This window comes from Aliiglaciecola aliphaticivorans, from assembly GCF_054782055.1.
On sequence record NZ_BAAGTF010000007.1, the window covers coordinates 58727 to 75943 of the forward strand.

Below are 17217 nucleotides of genomic sequence, written 5' to 3' on the forward strand. Positions count from 1 at the left end.
AAAAAATGACTTATCTTTGGTTCAGTGAAGTATCCATTTAATCGCAAAACATCCCAAGGAAGGCACTATGAACTTTATTTTACCTTTAACTATTGTCGTTTCCCTGTGCTTTTCTAGCTCATCTGTTGCTAACGAGTTTAATGATGCCATTGATTCCATTATGCAGGGGGCGATCGAAGATGGTGCGCCAGGGTGTAATCTGGGAGTTATCCACAAAGGAAGCTTTATCCATAAAAAAGGTTATGGATTGAGTAATCTTGAACTCGACACGCCCTTAGACGGGACACAAGTGCATCGAATGGCTTCTGTTTCTAAACAATTTACTGCCTTGGCTGTGCTACTACTTGCTGAAGAAGGCAAGATAGCCTTAGACGACGATATTCGTAAACATCTTCCATCTTTGCCCGATTACGGACACACAATAACCATTAACGGAATGCTGGGACACGTTTCTGGGATGGGAGACTATGATCTGATCAGCTCTTTTGACCAAGAAGAAAAAAATCCAAAGTCCATAGAATTGAAGTCTGCTGCTGGTGGCTTGTTTCGTCTTGGGAACGAGGATTATCTGACTATTGCGGAATTCTTCGAGGTTGTCAGCACTGTGCCCCTTGCTTTAGAGCCAGAAACTGAATTTAGTTATAGCAACCTGGCTTATTTTTTACTGTCGATGTTAGTGGAAAACGTTTCTGGACAGTCCCTTCGAGATTATTCCCATGAGCATATCTTTAAGCCCCTAGGTATGAAAAACACCTTCTTTAGTGATGACCCTGTAGAGATAGTGAAAAACCGTGCCTATGGTTACAAAAAACGTGAAGATGGCACCTATGTAACCGATATGACAAACTTATTCTGGGTAGGCGACGGCGGTTTACACACCAATTTAGATGATTTGTTGATATGGAATAGTTACTTTTATTCCCCGAAACTGGGTAAAGATCCCAAGCAATTGCTCGCGGATATGAACACTCCCAATAGCAAGTTTGAGGCCCGTGAGGGTATTTTGTATGCGAACGGGCAATTTGTTAGTGAAGAAAATGATCAGCTAGTATTCTTCCACTCTGGCGGTTGGCTGGGCACTTATACCTTTTTTAGCCGAATTCCAGACAAAGACCTTGCCATTGCTTGGATGTGCAATGATATTTCTAATCAAGAGTTGGCTGCTAGTCTGAAAAAAGTGTTGAAACTAGCGAAAAAGGCGTTTTAGTAAACAAAGCTTGGAAAAGATGCCAACCGGCATCTTTCCAGTCTACTCTCTGTCGACGTCTACGAGGTTCATGCATTGGGTGACCATAGTTTGAAATGCTAAACAGCAATCTAGTCTGCGCGCTTTAGTGTCGAACTATGATTTTTCCTCAAGTTAATCGTTGATTACAAATCAACGATTCCGCCATGGTCGAGTTCTTTATTACGCCAAATATTCTGGTAATGAGTGTCCTTAAACACCGCGCCTCCTTGCACAGTATAGTCAATCCATATATTTGGACAGTCAATCGGGCACAACCCCTTCACAATATCGGCAAAGGAGTTTGGTCGACAAGGCAAATTAAACCCAGTAATCGCTCCGGAATTGAGAAATACCCCCTTCGGCCTATGCACCTTGCCATATCTATTTGTTGGAGAATGTCTAGTCTTGATAACCCCATGGCGCGGGCGGCGTATCAATTTCTTGAGTTAAATCGAAATCCACCCTGAACTCTCTTCCCTCGCGGATCAAACGGTAAGTAAATACCTCAGGGTAGATATACATTTGCCAGATATTGGTGCTCGACTGGGGATTGCCCGCTTTTGCGAACAATTCTTTAGAATACTGATCAACAGGGAAGGATTGAGCCTGTGGCCAGCCGGCATCTTGAGTATGGCCGCCGTACATGGTTGATTCTGAATAAGAGCCATCAGCATGGCGATGGTCATGTTTCAAAGAGAGACCTGAGCCGGTTTTGGTGATTATCCAAGTGCGTGACGCGTCATCGCCTACGTGAAAGGGGATTTGCAATTGTTGTTCAGTACAGCGCCTTACGTGCATAACCAAAGGTTGCTCCGACATAGCGCTTGGACCTTGATTGTCGATGGTTACCTTACCAGAAAAGGCTTTTCCGCAAAGTGCTTTTAAACTGTTGAAAAAACTATCTTGAGTGGCTATGGATACTAAAGGGGCAGGTTGAATAACTTGTTTTGCGCTAACCATTGTACTAACCCAAAGAGAGTTGCCAAGCAGTAGGCTGGTGATTGTTAGGGGAGTTAGAATTCGCTTTATCATGGTGTTTCCTTTATTAAACGTCCATTTACTTATTGCTTAACGCTACCACATTAGTAGGTTTGTGCGCACCCTCCCATCAAATTGACGCTTTGCTGAGTTTGAATAGAAAGTTAAACATGGGAGAAAGTTAAACATGGGTGTCTCATTAGCATGGCTGTCTTCATAATGATTAACATGGGTGTCTCATTAGAGTTTTAGCGTCTCTAGCATGGGTGTCTCATTAGCGCTCTTTGCTTAACGCTACCACATTAGTGGGTTTGTGCGCACCCTCCCATCAAATTGACGCTTTGCTGAGTATGAATAGAAAGTTAAACATGGGTGTCTCATTAGAGTTATTAGAGTTAAGCATGGGTGTCTTCATAGCCTTTCATAGCCTTGGATTTAACATGTCCCTCGCGGATCTATAGGTTAGCCTCGACTCATTTCCATTAGGCGACTGTAAGTTCGGCGAAATTCAAATTTCAATGCGCCTTCTAAATACAACTCGGTAAGCGGCACATTTGTGCTCAAGTATATTTTGACGTCTTGGTCGTAAAACTCGTCAATTAAACTTATAAAGCGTCGTGCCATATCATCTTTTACAGCATAAGAAACCACGCGCTCACCTGTGCTAGCTGCTTGGTTGTCACCTATACCATCTTCGGTACCCCGGGCTTTAATCCAGCCTCGAACTTTACCGCCTAATTGAGGGACCTGGCTGATCATTACGGTATTAAATCGTGATGCGATTTCCATGTAATCGAGTTGCGAGCGAGGCCCTTCACATAAAGCATGAAAATCGAACCAGGCGACAGAATTTGTGACTGTCTCTATAGCGCGGACAACTGGGATCTGTCGATGGCAAATGGTGACATGAGTTTGATTTATTTCTGAGTTGGATACTTGCTCTGTTAATTGGTCAAAAATAGCAGAGAAGTTCATATCTGAGTTCATGCCGATATTATGTGATTTGGATGCAAAGTTAGCTATGTCCTTGAGTGACGGCACTGAACGTAACCGGTGATCTTGTTCTCCGGCGAGATGAATTGATTGGGTTTGTTGTTGAAGAAGGGCAATGCAGGGTAAAAACTTATGACGGGCTAAACCGTTTTCATATAAGCGATCGATGGGAATATTAGAGGTTGCCACTAACACAACGCCGAGTTCAAATAGGCTGGTAAATAAACCCGCTAAAATCATGGCGTCACCTATGTCTGATACAAAAAATTCATCAAAACACAAAATGTGATATTCATTAGCAAGGTCTTGAGCAACCTTGACTAAAGGATCTTGTTGTCCCTCATGTTCTTTCAAAGCCTGATGTATGCGAGCCATAAAGCGATGAAAATGAAGTCTTAATTTACCTTCTGACGGCAGACAATCGTAAAACAAATCCATTAAAAAAGTTTTGCCGCGCCCAACATCCCCCCACAGATAGATACCCTTAGGTTTAAGCCCTTGACTGTCTCGATAGGTTGGCAAACGCTCAAATAGATTATGAAGCGCATCTACTGCTTGAATTTGTGCTGGGTCTTCTACCAGGCTTGAGCCCAAAAGCGATTGATAACGACTTCGAGGGGAGTGCATCGCAAGTTTGAGTGTTGTGCCGTCAGGCATCGCAATCTATTCCTAGGTTGTATGAGGTGGCGTTACTTTACTTTTTTTGCCAGCGTAATCCAAGATCATATAGACCAACTCAAGATTAAAGCCGCTAAGTTATTTAAGGGCTGCAAGATAGCACTATCCTATCTTTCGTCTTTGAATTTTTCGGGTAAAAATTACACAGTGTGAAAATGTTTCACATTTTTATCTGCTCGCAGTTTTCTGCTTCCACTTCCACTGACAACGTGTAATTGCTTTCTAAGTTTACAAATTCTAAATGCCAGTGTTGATTCCAGCCACCATTTGAACATTGCTATAGCCTATTCTGAATTGATAAATTTAATGAGATACAAGTAGTTAGCCAGTCTGCTCACCCCATAAAGATGATAACTTTCTAAACTTTTTAATAGTTGCAGGGGTGATCTATCTCTCCTTTAGCTCGCAAACTTAACATCCTTTAAATGGATTCTGAGGGTTGGCATTCACCTTGCTCCTTTAAGTAACACAAGTCATAAAAAACACAGAATCAGGGAACTCAAAAATGTTTAGTTCCCGATGAAATCGTAGTTAATGCAGTAGGAGAATGATGATGAAACCGAATATTATTGAAGAGCAACATCCTAGTAAGATTGTCGCTGTGTATGAAAACGAATTTAAGGCGAAGCAGGCCGCAGAGAAGCTTATTAATACAGCTGAGATTTCAGAAGATCAGTTCAATATAGTCGCACCGGAAGATCGCCAATTTGAACGTAAAATAGAGCCAGAAACCCAGGCAGTTGGTAAAACGCTTCTCGCTTCTCATTTGATGCTGGGGTTAATTGGTATGGTTACAGGACTGCTCGTCGCCTCATCTTTAATCATAGCAGGAACACAGTTTGCTGTTTCCAGTCCGATAATGTTGATTATTGCCACAGGAACCCTAGGAACTTTTATGGGGCTTCTCGTTGCGGGTGCAGTTTCATTGCGTCCTGATCACGATTCAATGGTGAATAAGGCAAGAGATGCAACTCATCACAATAAATGGTCAGTGATAGTGCACGCAAAAGACAGACAGCAAATACAACAAGCTAAAAAGGTTATGAAAGACTCCGCGGTGAGGTTTGCAGAGACGTTTTAATACAAGGACAGGCTTCCCTTTAATTTAAAGACGTCTAAATCTGCGGATTTAAAATTGCCATGCAACGAAACGGCTCACTTTACTGCCTTGAGACATTTCAATAGTCTCAATCTGGTGAGCCTGAGCTTGCTTTAACTGCTGATAAATCTTGTTCAAATGCTCTTTTCTTGAGACTAAGCAGGTGAACCATTGCACTTGCTTGGCAAATTGCTGACTCTCAACAATCATCTTACTAATAAACGCGGATTCGCCGCCTTTACACCATAACTCGTTGTGTTGTCCGGCGAAATTAAGGTGCGTTTTACTGACTTCCTGTAATCGATGAGGACCGGCACTTTGCCTCTTCTGTTTATGTCGACCGAGGTTCCGGTTTTTACGCAGATTTCCTCCCCGGGCATCTTGTGCATTAGCATGAAAAGGCGGATTACACATGGTAAATGTGAATTTATCACCTCCTTGAATTATGCCCTTAAATATATGCTGACCATTAGCTTGTTTTCGAACCTTGATGTGCGTTTTTAGATTACTATTGTTGCTGATAATCCGTTTGGCAGATTGCAGTGAGGTATCGTTGATGTCACTTCCAACAAATTGCCACCCGTAGATTTGGCTACCAATAATCGGGTAAACCAAGTTCGCTCCCACACCCACATCCAGCCCAATTACATCATTTTGATTGTGATTGGGGATAGCGATTAAATCCGCAATATGATGAATGTAGTCTGCTCTTCCTGGTACAGGAGGGCACAAAAAGCCATCGGGAATATCCCAGTAGTTTAGGTTGTAATATTGTTTTAAAAGGGCTTGATTGAGGGTTTTTACTGCTTTGGCGTTAGCAAAGTCAATGGTACTGCGTCTACCTTCTTTTTTAACCACAAAGTTTTTGAGCTCTGGAGAGGATTGAACTAACTGGGCAAAATCATAGCCGTTTTTATGAAGGTTTCTTGTGTGCATTGTTGTTTGTTAACTCATGACTTAAGTGACAATTCGCAATATTTAGCGCCAACAATCATTTTAACATGATATTCATGGGGGCACTGTGATTGTTGTTTTTGCAGATGAAATGAGATTGAGCGCGGCTAGGCTTAGGCCTAGGATGGCAAATTATTGTCAACTTGCCGGCTGTGGAATTTTTGCATCACAGGAATTAGACTGTGCCCTTAAGGTTAGTCATCAAATGCGCATATTATTTGAAGTGGAAATTAGCCGATGCCCAAGCTTTAATTTTGTTTTGCTGGCCCTGCTGGCATAGCAATCGGCTAACTTTACTTGCGTATTCCCTAGTATTTCAGTAAAAAATATCAGTTATAAACTAAAGGGCACAACCTTGCCTACGGCACCTGAAACTTGCTCAACAATACCATTGCCTATGGCTCTCCATTTCGACTCTCGATTGGCTAATTCAGTTTTCACTTTTTCAACACTTTGCTGGGTTAACGCAATGGCGCTCTTAATTTCGGTACCATCACCCAACTCAATTTTCTGTTGGAGCCCAGTTAATTGCGCCAAAATAGAATCCATACTTTTACGGCTTTCGGCCAGTTCATTTTCGATTTCTGCAACCTGTGTTTGAAGTTGTTTCACGCCTTTACTTAACTCTTTGCCCATATCATCGGCCAATGCTTCAACTTTTTCATCAATCCATTCATCCATTTCCTGCCTGGCATTATCTGCAACGGTTTTCACATCCGGCGGAAGGGCATCAAAACTGGGGACTAATCTTCTGGTTCTCATTATTAAATTCCTTTTGACTCTGTGGTTTTTTGAGCGGCATGTTTATTGATTAGGTTGTTCACCTTGTTGGGAATTTCATCTAGTAGGTCGCTGAGTTTATTGTTGATATCTGTGGTTATGCGCGTTTCTACGCTATCTAAGTTTTGGGTTAACCCTCCCAAACTTTGAAATGCCGTACCTGATACTTTTGTTAAAAACTGATCGAATTGGCTGGATAATGGCCCTAAAAGACCTTGAACTTTTGTCGCGGCGGTATCTAGTTTCAGTTTTAGATTGTCGCTAGCGCCGGCTAAAATGAGCTTATAAATAGGCGTTTTATCAAGGTTATTCTGCAGGGTTAACAGGGTTTGTAATTGACTGTCGTTCAATGTATCTAATTGACCATGATGAGCCGCTAAACTGGCTTGCAATGTTAACAGCTCTGCGGCAATCTCTTGTGCTTGGCCAGTAAAGCCGTCACAGTTTATATTTGCCGGCAAGCTTATCGATGCATATTCTGAATTTATGTCATCAAAAAGCCTCGTTCTAGATTTAATTATCTCTGCAAAAAAATCATCACGTAACTCCAAATCATCTTTAGAGTGACGATCGGCGATAGCTAATATTTCGGTTTTTTTGACTAAAATCTTCTGCGTAATGTCGACATCCAAAGGTGCTAACGTTTGTTCATTTTCAAGTGCTTTTAATTGCGTTTGATAGATTTGAAATGAAGCTGCTAATGGCTCATAAGCGGTATTAAATTTTTGGGGATAATCTGTGTTTTGAAAAATAAATGTTTTTTCATAAAACAACTCCCTCATTTTGAGCTTGGAGTTGCTAATTAAAGCCTCTGCGTGTTTTTGAGTACTGCGGTTTATTATTTCACACTGTTTTGTCAATTCAGCGCCAACCAACTTTACCATCTCTGCTTCAGTTTTTAGTTGATTATCGAATGCGTTGGCAATGACATTCTGTTGCTGAGCCAGTAATTTTTGGTTTTCGACTGATTGATCGGTAAGATCTAATACCGCCTGGCTGGCACAACCACTAATAACACTCAGTGTTGATAAAATAATTGAAACTGTAAATAGATGTTGTATTTTCATTTGGACGGATCCTTTTTAGCCAATTGAGATTCTACTAACCCATTGGCAAGTTCTTTTGCCTGACTTTTTATTTCACTGAACCCTTTTGGTTCTGCAGCGCTTTTTAAGGCCCTAATTAATTTTGTGCGTTCTTCATAAAGTTTTTGGGGGCCTTCATTGATGCTTTTTTCAGCTTCCCCCAATACTTTTGCAATTAATTTATCGAAAAGCGTCGCAGTGCGCCTGGACGCATAGCCAAAAATGAAACCTATTAAGGGAAGTGTCCAAACCCTTGCTTTATAAGGACCTAAATCAAACCAGCCGAACATTATTGCCATCACCATAACTAGCGCGAGAATTGGCCCGTAAATCAGTTTGGTGTAGGCGACCCAGCGCTCGAGTGGATTGAAGTTTTGTTTGCGCAGGTATTCTGCCGAGTTCACTAATAAATTTGTGATTACCCCAAAAACAGCCCAAAACAGGATTTCTAACATGGATAAATTCGGAGATGTCCACATGAAGAGTTTATTAGGCGGTGACAACGTCTCGAGGTCATTCAGTTGTTGTTGCTTTAATCTGGCCAAAGCAAATAAATTCTCTTTAATAGTGTTTGGTAATAAGTTACTAGCTGACAATTTGGAACTAACCTCGGCGACCAAAAGGTAAGCGTTGTTATATTCCCCTTGATCCAATTGGGTTTCGATAGGGGTAATTTCTTTTAGATCGTTAACCCTTAGTTTTAACTGTAATATTTGTGCTTTGGTTTTAGTGAAGAGTTCAAATATGGAGGTTGACCGGTCGCGAATTTTGGCAATGGTATCTAGGCTTTGTTCTGCACCGATATACCAATCCAAATCGCCTAAATTTTTGAAATTGACTTCACCGGTACTCGATAACTGGGCAAAATATTTCCAGGATATTGCACCTTGTTCACCTGATTTAGTGTGCATTACTATTAGGTGTGATACTAAATAAACGAAAATAACCAAGGTTAGCAATACGATTAATTTGAGTATAAAAGATTGCCCGATAGTTCGGGTGGGGCGATTATCCATTATCATGTATCTCCAAAATTTCAATTCGCGTTAACGAATGAGTATTTAGTGTTAGTTGTCAATTCCCTTGAAACTACATGACAATATTTGGCGTAACGAGTGCGACTAAAACCGTACCTTTCACCTGTACCCATAAACATATAGACCAAAATAGCTTATGTTGCCAATAGCCAACATAAGAAAGTTGCCTAAAGGCGACTTGATTAAATAACTACTCATCTGAATTTTAATCTCAGTGCCGAACTTAATGCTCAATAACTTGCCACTAGAGGCTCAGGGTATTGTTACCTTTTAGCTCACCAAAAATCAGTTGCGGGGCTTTTCAAAAGACCTTGGTTTATTCTAACTGGCCGATAAATGAATAGCCTTAAACAGTTATCATGAGCAATTTTGAGTATTCCATGATAAAGCAGTATGCTTGAGATCTGGTTTCACTAGGTTGCTGCCCAATGCGCTGGATTGTCTTTCTTCTACTCACTGTTGCAAGTTTTTGCTCAGTTTTAGGTCGCGCCTATGCCGTCAACACTGAGCGTTTTGCGTTGGTGATTGGCAATCAAAATTATCAATTAGCGCCTTTGCAAAACACCCTGAATGACGCAGAAGCAATTTCTGACGCTTTTTTTGAACTTGGGTTTCGGGTGACAACCCTAACAGATGCTAATTTTCTGTCGTTGCAGCAGGGAATTAACAGGTTTTACGATGAGGTGGACCGGGCACCCGGCAGTCAAAAGCTCGCGGTTGTGTATTATGCTGGACATGCAATCCAAATTAACCACGCGAATTACCTAATTCCCCTCAATATTCAGTTTGAAAGCGAGCAAGAGTTTGTTGGTCAACTATATAATCTTTCACATTTATTTGAACTGATGAATAAGACTAAGAAATTACAAAACATTGTCATTCTAGACGCGTGTCGGAATAATCCATTTGAAGGCAGCGCTTTTTCGTCACAAGGACTAGCGCCGGTTAAAGCCCCTGCAGCTACGTTAATTGCTTTCGCTACAGAACCAGGCGGAGTAGCCTCAGATGGCAAAAGCGAAAACGGTGTTTATACTAAGCACTTACTCAAATATATTTCTGAGAGTATCTCAATTGAAGAAATCTTTAAAAAAGTCAGGTCTGCAGTGGCTAAAGAAACACGCAACAGGCAAATTCCGTGGGAACATTCATCGTTACTTGGGGAAGTCTATTTCAGCCCACCGAAAAACAAGGAAGTGCCCAATATAGTAGTGTTTTGAATGGGTTTAAAAAACATAAGCTAGTCCAATATGCAAAGAGGTGAACGATTCATCAATACCATTGAACTGCATATCGTTATAATTTATATCTTGCTGATAATCATTAATTTTAAAGCGGGTTTGAAATAACAAGTTGCTGGAAACCGGCATTGTCCAGCTTAAACTATAGCTAAACCCTTTTGTATCACCTGTTAGGTTACCCGTTAAATCATCAAATTCCGTTAGCTCTTCCTCTTCTTCTTCATCGGTATTTTCTGAAAACACATTGGTGGCATCCAGATCAGCAAAGGCAACAGATAAACTAAGACTGCCTGCTTTCTCAAAGTGCCAGTGATAACTGATACCAATAAATGGCCCTTTTTGCTTATATCTTTCATCGGTAACACTGAGTTGATCCTCTTCTTCAATATCCCGTGGGGTAAATTGGATTTTAGTATTGCCATATTTATAGCCGCCAAATAACGTCCAATTTTTATTCAAACGATAGCCTAATGTAATGTCTAGATCATCACGAGAGGCTTTACCTGTATCTTCTTCTTCGGATATATCCGCATCTTTTAATGTTGTTTGTAAGTTGGCAGACAACTGCCAGTTTTCAAGGGTCATGGCGAGGGGGATATTGATGCTGGGAAAGCTAATTTCATGGTCTAGCTTTTCAGAAAATGCAAAGTTGCTATACCCTAATGATGCACCGGTAACAAATCGAATGTCTTGTAAAGAAGAGCTTGCAAAGCTTAAAGGCGATGCTAAAAGCGTTAGAACGAATACTATGGAGTAGCGATTGTTCATTATTTGCCCTCTAATTGTTATTTTTTTGTGCAATTAAATAAGACTAATAGTATTGTTAATACATAGCAAAGAATAGGCCAAATAAATGAATACCAGCAAACGCTTAACGTCATACCTTCCTATCCTCTTTACCGTCGTGTGCTTATTTTTTATTGGCGGGTGCAATTCCACCGACGAGCCCATTGAAGAGCCGCAATGCCGTAGTGAAAAACAAGAAAGCTGTGATGCGGGTGACGAAACACAAAGAGGGTACGATCCCTGTTTGGTGAATAAAAACTTGCCGGTCTGCGAACCTTAATGGACCCACAAGAACTAAAACTCCAAATTGCTGAAGTTGCAGGAACATGGATTGCTGCACTGGCTGTGGTTATTGGCGGTATTTTTGGGGTATTTCAATATTTAGAGCACAAAGATGCGGTGAGAGTGGACCGAAGTATGGCATTTGTTGAACGTTACCATAGTGATGGTTTGTTGATGCAGGCTAGACTTAAAATTACCGACTCCATGACGGCCCATGTCGATGAAATCAATCAGGTATTAACCGATCCATCAATCCAACCAGACAACGTTGCTGGTCAGTACAAAGAGTTTATTAATAGACAAGTTGAAAACGACCAGTTATCAGGCCCTTTGGATCAAATTTTCACTTTTTATGAGCAGATTATACTGTGTAGAGATCTGACCTTATGTGATGATGCTGTTGCAGAACAATTTTTTGATACCGATGGTAGGGCGTTTATTCGTACGTTTTATCCATATATTTGTAATATTCGAGAGAAGTGGAATAACCCTGACAAATTTGATCGCTTATTAAATTTCTATGCAGGTAATGGAAAGAGTATCTGCGATTCCTAAGATAGACTGCACAGGGGCTCTGATTATGGGGGGCTGGTTTCAATAAGCACCCCTGGTGTCGTTATTCTCGCAACTGCTGAATAATTGATAATAGTTCAAAAGGGCGTTCAAATTGAAATAAATGCGCTTTGCTAGGCGTTGTCAGGTAACGGTTTTGGTCGGAAAGTCTAACAAGACGCTGATAATACTCAGTACCGTCCTTCTGCCACTTTATTAATCCAGCTTTTTGTTCTTGGTTGTCTGTTTGGGCAATGTAACTATCTTCAAACTGAGTGTCGATAATCACTGTGGGTATGTGTTGAGGCCAAACTAGTTTAGCTGCTTGTTGCAAATCCTGATGGTAATTGGCAACTTCAATAAATAAATTCTTTTGGTTATGAATTTCTAACCGCTTGTCCATCAACTTGGTCACATACTGCCAGTTTGTAGTCGCTAATGTTGATAATGACGTTAGCTTCTCTAAATCTGCTTGGTTTTTCTGTTTAACTCTAGCTGAATATTTGTGTTGTGAAATATACGTTAAGTACTTTTCTAAGTTGTTTTTAAACGGCAGTGCATCTTGGCTGTATCGGGCAATTGAAAATTCACTGAGCACGTCGGGATCGATTAACACCACGTTGGAAACTCGTTTTTCCCTATTGTCTTGCAAGGCTATTTGCGCGCTGATATTACTGCTGGCAAATGCCACTAGAGTGGCATTTTGTATATTGAAATGCTGTAAGGTTAAGTTTAAATCTAGTGCAAAGTGAGTATAGCCAACAGGTGCGTCTGCTAAGTTAACCACAGTCGCGGCGCGGTCAATGGCAATTACCCGGTAATGTTGGGCTAAAATTGGCGCACTTGCAGCAAACCAGGCTGAATCTGAATGCCAGCTATCAATGGGGCCAGAGATAAGAATCACCCAAGGCTTTTGAAGTGCATTTTTCTCACCCCAAAAAGATACGTGTAATGGGTGCTCGTCTATCTTAACTTCCATTGATTCAACACTAATTTCTGTTGCAAATAGCGGCATGGCTAGTATTGCAATCTGCCCTAAAAGAAGCGTTAAAACGCTTCTCATTAGTTGTTTCAAAAAGCACTTTCTCAACCTCATCATTAGGTTCCGGCATTAATATTTCATTAATCAATAGTGGCATGATTAAGCCGGTGATTCGCGGTTAAAATAGACAAAATGCTGAATTATAGAATTGAAAAGATGGATGATTATACAAATTGCTGGCTTAGTGGGAGGGAATGTTACCCAAAAGTTGAACTTAAAAAGGTTGAATTATTGTAGCGCTTTGCCCAAAAGTTTGCTGTAATAGATTGATAATAAATAAATTATAAAAACGTGAACTATGCATGCAGGTTGGCGCGAGTATCTAAAGCAACGGTTAAAAACATCTTCAAAGTTTTACTCAGTAGGGCTTGAATTTGGCGACGATTCAATTCAGGTTTCAGTACTAGCTGATGAAATGCAAAATATCACATGGGTGAAACAACATTTGCTCCCCATTCACGATTGGCAGAAGCATCTGCACAATTATGTTTCCCAAGAGTCCTTAACGAACACACCTTGTCATGTCGTTCTCAGTCCCAGTAATTACCAAATTCAGCAAGTAGAAAAACCCCAGGTAACTGAAAGTGAAATGGCTCAGGCTCTGGTTTGGAGCGTTAAAGACCTCATGCCAAATCAGGATGACATAGTCGTCGACTATTTTGAGTTACCCGTGCAAAGTGCAGGTGAGAATAAAGTTAATGTTGTTGCTCTGCCTAAAGATAAGGTTGAGGAGTTAACAAACGGCATAGAGCACACAGGTTTAGAGCTGAAAAGTATCGGTATACTAGAGCTGATCATGGCCGATTTAGTTGAGTCTGGTGATGATGCAATACTAACCCTTGTACAAGAATCGGGTCAGGAAATATGCCTTAACATTGTAAAACAAGGGCAGGTGTACTTTTCAAGACGATTGCGTGGCTATGAAAATCTACCTACATTCAGTGAAGAAGAGTTGCAAATGGGAGTAGGCGATAACTTGAGCGTCGAAATTCAACGTTCAATGGATTACTTTGAGAGCCAACTCAGACAAGCCCCAGTGAAGAAAATTTTGTTAGCAATTGAGTCTCCACACATAGAAAAATTAGCGCAAATGATGCAGCAATTAACCTTTATGACTGTAGAGGCTATGCATATTGATGTTACCCATAGCGAAGACTTAGCTTACCGGAGTAGTTTCATCGGAAGTTTAGGCGCGGCTTTTGTGCAGAAAAACGGAAGTGCCAATGAAAACTAGAATTAATTTTTATAGAGAAGATTTCAAATCAAAAATTATACTTCTCAATTTGAATTTTCTTTTAGTGCTGGCCACCTTGTCCATCATTTGCATTGTGATTGCCTGGTTTTGGGCGAGCAATTCATTAGGCGACGCAGAGAAGCAGACTGACTCCTTACTTTTCCAAATTGCACAAAAAAAGGACTTGTCTAAATCCTTGATCGAAGCAAAAGACACTCGGACTCAAAATGTGGCGATTGTGGCAGATGTGGAAAAACATCAGCAAGAACTCGTTATGAAGCGCACTATTTTAGATGAATTGGACAGTCGTCAAACTCAAAGAAGTCAAGGCTACTCAAGCTTAATGATAGACTTGGCAGAAAATCATAATGCCAATTTGTGGCTGACTAATATTTTGGTTTATGAGCGCCATATTTATTTAGAAGGTGCTGCCAGTGATTCTAAAGCTCTTCCTCAATGGCTTTCACAACTCAACCAAGCAAATTACTTTATCAATACCGACTTTGCTGGTGCGCGTATGTACCGCAATGAAGACCAACAATTGCAATTTATCCTAAGTTCTAAACTTGATGATATGAAGGGGAAAGGGCAATGAGTCAGTCTTTGGGAAATCAATACGCTGATATACTCGCGAAATTTTCGGCCCTGACCACCCGTGAGCGTGCCTTAACCATTATTGCAGTTGTGACCCTTATTTTAATAGGGGGTTATGTTACTTTGGTCGAACCTGTTTTAGACAAATGGGATCGAGAAAAAATGGAAATTCAAAGACAAAAGCATGAAGCCGCCAAATTAGATGGGAAAATTGCCGTATTACAGAAAACCTTACAAGAAGACCCTGATGCAGCGATTAAAGCGCGCCTCCAGTCTGTCAAACAGCGAATATCTGAAGCGGATGACAAACTCAAAGCACAGACGGAAAACTTAGTACCCGCCTCGCATATGCCTATACTATTAGAGCAAGTATTTGAACAATTTGAACAGCTTAAGTTAATCGCAATGCATTCAATTGCGCCAACACCTCTGCTTACTCTGGAAGAGGAACAAGCCCTTACTGATGTAAATTTGTACCAACATGGTGTGCAAATAACCTTGCAAGGTGGCTATTTTGAGATACAAAAGTACCTGCAAAAAGTGGAAGCACTGCCTTACCAGTTTTATTGGAAAAAGTTTGAATATAAGGTTGAGGATTATCCAGACGCTTCGGTTCAGATTGAAATTTATACCTTAAGCACCAGTCGCGCATTTATTGGAGTTCGCAATGATTCGTAAATTCACTTTATGCCTTGGTGTCATGCTTTGTTTTTCACTTGGTGCTAAACAGCTTGTTGATCCAACTAAGCCGAAAGGGGTTGGCTTGCTTGCTGCTAAAAGCGGCAAAGACGAAGGTGGTCCAGCACCTATTTTATTGACGGCTGTGTTTATTAAAGCTAATAGTAGAGTAGCGGTAATAAACGGTGAATCCGTTGCTGAGGGGGAAAGCTGGCGAGGAAACCAAGTGAAAAAGATAAATAAAGACGGAGTCGTTTTAATTGTAGACGGCCGTGAAACCGATTTGTTATTAAATCAATACTCAATTAAAAAAGATGCATCGAATGACTTCTAAGCAAACTGTACTTTTAGGATTGTCGCTAACCATGTTTGGCTGTCAATCAACATCAGAAACCGGGCCCGCTCAAAAGTCCATGGACCAAGCTATGGAATATCAAATTGAGTCTATGCAAGGTAAACAAAGCATGCCTCTAAACGACCTGCCAGATGCGGTAAGTCAGGCGTTGTTACCTGGTCAATCGTTAAGTGAAGAGCCACTTTTTGATGAAGAAAAATATGATATTAGCGCTAAAGCTGTTGATGCAGTCAGTTTTTTTGCAGGCTTAGTTGAGGGAACGCCATACAGCGTAGCGGTTCACCCAGAAGTTAAAGGCGCTATATCTTTGAGCTTAAAACAGGTGTCCTTAGATCAAGTGTTTGATTTAGTATCAGATCTTTACGGTTATGATGTTCAGAAATTCGACCAAATTTTTCGCGTCTTTCCTGCTGGTATGCGAACAGAAACGTTTCCTGTCAATTACCTATTGATGCAACGTGATGGTACAACCCAAACCAGTATCTCGTCTGGTGGTGTAACCCAAAGCGAAAATAATCAAAACTCTAATACCAGTAGCATTAATAACTATACGGGTAATTCTTCTACTGGCAACAATCTTGGCAGTAGTTCCAGTGGCAATAACATCAATGGCACCAATATTAGCACGCGAACAGAAACTGACTTCTGGACTGAATTAAAAGAGACGTTAACGTCTATGGTTGGGGCAGAAGAAGGTCGCATGGTAATGGTGACCCCTCAAGCTGGTTTGGTGACGGTACGTGCGATGCCAGGGGAAATCCGCAGTGTTAAAGAATATTTGAAAGTATCTGAAGAAATTATTAAACGACAAGTGGTGTTAGAAGCTCGAATCATTGAGGTGTCGTTAAGCGATGAGTATCAGCAAGGTATCAACTGGAATCAAATAGCGAATAGTAATAGCAGCACTCAAGTTAGTTTGTCTACTACTGCTGGTACGTTTGGTAATCAAATCAGTGCTGCACTGGGGAATGTCACCAGTTTATCTTTCTTAAATGAAGACTTTTCTGGCGTTTTAACTTTGCTTGAAACCCAAGGTAATGTGCAAGTTCTGTCGAGTCCTAGAGTGACAGCCACAAATAATCAAAAAGCGGTGATTAAAGTGGGTGATGATGAGTACTTCGTGACCGAAGTTTCCAATCAAAACACCATTACCTCGGGAACCACTACTGTAACCCCGAATATTGAGCTTACACCATTCTTTTCCGGTATCGCATTAGATGTGACACCCCAAATTGATGATAAAGGCGGCGTGTTATTGCATATTCATCCTTCCGTCATTGAGACCGATGAACAAGAAAAAGTCATTACCCTAAATGAAGAACGTTATGTGCTGCCTCTTGCCCAAAGTAACATTCGTGAATCGGACACGGTTATTCATGCGAACTCGGGTGAAATAGTTGTTATTGGTGGATTAATGCAATCCATAGTGTCTGAAACTGATTCAAAAACACCGTTATTAGGTGATATTCCGTTATTAGGAAATCTTTTCAAAAGTAAAAACGATATTGAAACCAAAAAAGAGTTGGTCATTTTGCTGAAGCCTACGGTGGTTGATGCAAATACCTGGAAGCAGCAATTGAAGCAAAGTCGTGATCAAATGGCTGATTGGTTATACGTGGAATAA

At 40.8% G+C, this 17217-nt stretch carries 18 protein-coding genes; 10 read left to right on the top strand and 8 right to left on the bottom strand.

What is annotated here, in order from left to right:
- Positions 1-67: 67 nt before the first annotated feature.
- Positions 68-1207, top strand: a complete 1140-nt coding sequence (locus ACYVIL_RS04565; RefSeq protein WP_460311734.1) for a serine hydrolase domain-containing protein — start codon at positions 68-70, stop codon at positions 1205-1207.
- 420 nt (positions 1208-1627) lie between these two features.
- Here ACYVIL_RS04565 and ACYVIL_RS04570 read toward each other — a convergent pair whose 3' ends face one another.
- Positions 1628-2188 (bottom strand): hypothetical protein, encoded by a 561-nt coding sequence (locus tag ACYVIL_RS04570; RefSeq protein ID WP_303476941.1) that lies wholly within the window; start codon positions 2186-2188, stop codon positions 1628-1630.
- 480 nt (positions 2189-2668) lie between these two features.
- Entirely contained in the window at positions 2669-3856 is a 1188-nt protein-coding gene (zapE, locus tag ACYVIL_RS04575) for a cell division protein ZapE (protein WP_460311735.1), read from the bottom strand.
- Between the two features lie 574 nt (positions 3857-4430).
- Between zapE and ACYVIL_RS04580 the strand changes: the two genes are divergently transcribed.
- A complete protein-coding gene (locus ACYVIL_RS04580; protein WP_460311736.1) occupies positions 4431-4958 on the top strand; it encodes a hypothetical protein in 528 nt (175 codons plus the stop codon).
- Between the two features lie 48 nt (positions 4959-5006).
- Here ACYVIL_RS04580 and rlmF read toward each other — a convergent pair whose 3' ends face one another.
- The 4 genes from rlmF to ACYVIL_RS04600 form a co-directional block, all read right to left on the bottom strand.
- A complete protein-coding gene (rlmF, locus tag ACYVIL_RS04585; protein WP_460311737.1) occupies positions 5007-5912 on the bottom strand; it encodes a 23S rRNA (adenine(1618)-N(6))-methyltransferase RlmF in 906 nt (301 codons plus the stop codon).
- Positions 5913-6263: 351 nt separating this feature from the next.
- The gene (locus ACYVIL_RS04590) at positions 6264-6692 is read right to left on the bottom strand and encodes a hypothetical protein (protein WP_303476875.1); all 429 of its coding nucleotides are present in this window, start codon (positions 6690-6692) and stop codon (positions 6264-6266) included.
- Between the two features lie 2 nt (positions 6693-6694).
- A complete protein-coding gene (locus ACYVIL_RS04595) occupies positions 6695-7777 on the bottom strand; it encodes a hypothetical protein (protein WP_460311738.1) in 1083 nt (360 codons plus the stop codon).
- Entirely contained in the window at positions 7774-8811 is a 1038-nt protein-coding gene (locus ACYVIL_RS04600; protein ID WP_460311739.1) for a hypothetical protein, read from the bottom strand. Before ACYVIL_RS04600 ends, ACYVIL_RS04595 begins: the two co-directional genes overlap by 4 nt.
- Before the next feature lie 449 nt (positions 8812-9260).
- On the opposite strand from ACYVIL_RS04600, the gene ACYVIL_RS04605 reads away from it, so the two are divergent.
- On the top strand, positions 9261-10049 hold the full coding sequence (locus ACYVIL_RS04605) for a caspase family protein (RefSeq protein WP_303476883.1): 789 nt from the start codon (positions 9261-9263) through the stop codon (positions 10047-10049).
- Positions 10050-10055: 6 nt separating this feature from the next.
- Here the strand turns inward: ACYVIL_RS04605 and ACYVIL_RS04610 are convergent, their stop codons facing one another.
- Positions 10056-10838 (bottom strand): hypothetical protein, encoded by a 783-nt coding sequence (locus ACYVIL_RS04610; RefSeq protein ID WP_303476885.1) that lies wholly within the window; start codon positions 10836-10838, stop codon positions 10056-10058.
- 85 nt (positions 10839-10923) lie between these two features.
- Here ACYVIL_RS04610 and ACYVIL_RS04615 point away from each other — a divergent pair, with 85 nt between their 5' ends.
- Positions 10924-11136 carry a hypothetical protein gene (locus tag ACYVIL_RS04615; RefSeq protein ID WP_303476888.1) on the top strand — a complete coding sequence of 71 codons (213 nt, stop codon included), beginning with the start codon at positions 10924-10926 and terminating at the stop codon, positions 11134-11136.
- A complete protein-coding gene (locus ACYVIL_RS04620) occupies positions 11136-11693 on the top strand; it encodes a hypothetical protein (RefSeq protein WP_303476890.1) in 558 nt (185 codons plus the stop codon). The genes ACYVIL_RS04615 and ACYVIL_RS04620 overlap by 1 nt, the downstream gene beginning before the upstream one ends.
- Positions 11694-11754: 61 nt before the next feature.
- Here the strand turns inward: ACYVIL_RS04620 and ACYVIL_RS04625 are convergent, their stop codons facing one another.
- A complete protein-coding gene (locus tag ACYVIL_RS04625) occupies positions 11755-12753 on the bottom strand; it encodes an alpha/beta hydrolase (RefSeq protein WP_460311740.1) in 999 nt (332 codons plus the stop codon).
- 277 nt (positions 12754-13030) lie between these two features.
- Here ACYVIL_RS04625 and pilM point away from each other — a divergent pair, with 277 nt between their 5' ends.
- Genes pilM through mshL form a run of 5 tightly spaced genes read left to right on the top strand, consistent with a single transcriptional unit; the run spans position 13031 to position 17217 of the window.
- Positions 13031-13966, top strand: coding sequence for a type IV pilus biogenesis protein PilM (gene pilM / locus ACYVIL_RS04630; RefSeq protein WP_303476894.1), 936 nt, complete (start codon positions 13031-13033; stop codon positions 13964-13966).
- The gene (locus ACYVIL_RS04635) at positions 13956-14561 is read left to right on the top strand and encodes a PilN domain-containing protein (protein WP_460311741.1); all 606 of its coding nucleotides are present in this window, start codon (positions 13956-13958) and stop codon (positions 14559-14561) included. The genes pilM and ACYVIL_RS04635 overlap by 11 nt, the downstream gene beginning before the upstream one ends.
- On the top strand, positions 14558-15238 hold the full coding sequence (gene gspM / locus ACYVIL_RS04640) for a type II secretion system protein GspM (RefSeq protein ID WP_303476899.1): 681 nt from the start codon (positions 14558-14560) through the stop codon (positions 15236-15238). The genes ACYVIL_RS04635 and gspM overlap by 4 nt, the downstream gene beginning before the upstream one ends.
- On the top strand, positions 15228-15572 hold the full coding sequence (locus tag ACYVIL_RS04645) for a hypothetical protein (protein ID WP_460311742.1): 345 nt from the start codon (positions 15228-15230) through the stop codon (positions 15570-15572). The genes gspM and ACYVIL_RS04645 overlap by 11 nt, the downstream gene beginning before the upstream one ends.
- Positions 15562-17217: a pilus (MSHA type) biogenesis protein MshL gene (gene mshL, locus ACYVIL_RS04650; RefSeq protein WP_303476904.1), complete on the top strand. Its 1656-nt coding sequence runs from the start codon at positions 15562-15564 to the stop codon at positions 17215-17217. Before ACYVIL_RS04645 ends, mshL begins: the two co-directional genes overlap by 11 nt.

Coding starts and splice junctions, on each gene's coding strand:
- ACYVIL_RS04565 (WP_460311734.1), top strand. CDS start 68: ATGAACTTTATTTTACCTTTAACTATTGTCGTTTCCCTGTGCTTTTCT.
- ACYVIL_RS04570 (WP_303476941.1), bottom strand. CDS start 2,188: ATGGTTAGCGCAAAACAAGTTATTCAACCTGCCCCTTTAGTATCCATA.
- zapE (WP_460311735.1), bottom strand. CDS start 3,856: ATGCCTGACGGCACAACACTCAAACTTGCGATGCACTCCCCTCGAAGT.
- ACYVIL_RS04580 (WP_460311736.1), top strand. CDS start 4,431: ATGAAACCGAATATTATTGAAGAGCAACATCCTAGTAAGATTGTCGCT.
- rlmF (WP_460311737.1), bottom strand. CDS start 5,912: ATGCACACAAGAAACCTTCATAAAAACGGCTATGATTTTGCCCAGTTA.
- ACYVIL_RS04590 (WP_303476875.1), bottom strand. CDS start 6,692: ATGAGAACCAGAAGATTAGTCCCCAGTTTTGATGCCCTTCCGCCGGAT.
- ACYVIL_RS04595 (WP_460311738.1), bottom strand. CDS start 7,777: ATGAAAATACAACATCTATTTACAGTTTCAATTATTTTATCAACACTG.
- ACYVIL_RS04600 (WP_460311739.1), bottom strand. CDS start 8,811: ATGGATAATCGCCCCACCCGAACTATCGGGCAATCTTTTATACTCAAA.
- ACYVIL_RS04605 (WP_303476883.1), top strand. CDS start 9,261: ATGCGCTGGATTGTCTTTCTTCTACTCACTGTTGCAAGTTTTTGCTCA.
- ACYVIL_RS04610 (WP_303476885.1), bottom strand. CDS start 10,838: ATGAACAATCGCTACTCCATAGTATTCGTTCTAACGCTTTTAGCATCG.
- ACYVIL_RS04615 (WP_303476888.1), top strand. CDS start 10,924: ATGAATACCAGCAAACGCTTAACGTCATACCTTCCTATCCTCTTTACC.
- ACYVIL_RS04620 (WP_303476890.1), top strand. CDS start 11,136: ATGGACCCACAAGAACTAAAACTCCAAATTGCTGAAGTTGCAGGAACA.
- ACYVIL_RS04625 (WP_460311740.1), bottom strand. CDS start 12,753: ATGAGAAGCGTTTTAACGCTTCTTTTAGGGCAGATTGCAATACTAGCC.
- pilM (WP_303476894.1), top strand. CDS start 13,031: ATGCATGCAGGTTGGCGCGAGTATCTAAAGCAACGGTTAAAAACATCT.
- ACYVIL_RS04635 (WP_460311741.1), top strand. CDS start 13,956: ATGAAAACTAGAATTAATTTTTATAGAGAAGATTTCAAATCAAAAATT.
- gspM (WP_303476899.1), top strand. CDS start 14,558: ATGAGTCAGTCTTTGGGAAATCAATACGCTGATATACTCGCGAAATTT.
- ACYVIL_RS04645 (WP_460311742.1), top strand. CDS start 15,228: ATGATTCGTAAATTCACTTTATGCCTTGGTGTCATGCTTTGTTTTTCA.
- mshL (WP_303476904.1), top strand. CDS start 15,562: ATGACTTCTAAGCAAACTGTACTTTTAGGATTGTCGCTAACCATGTTT.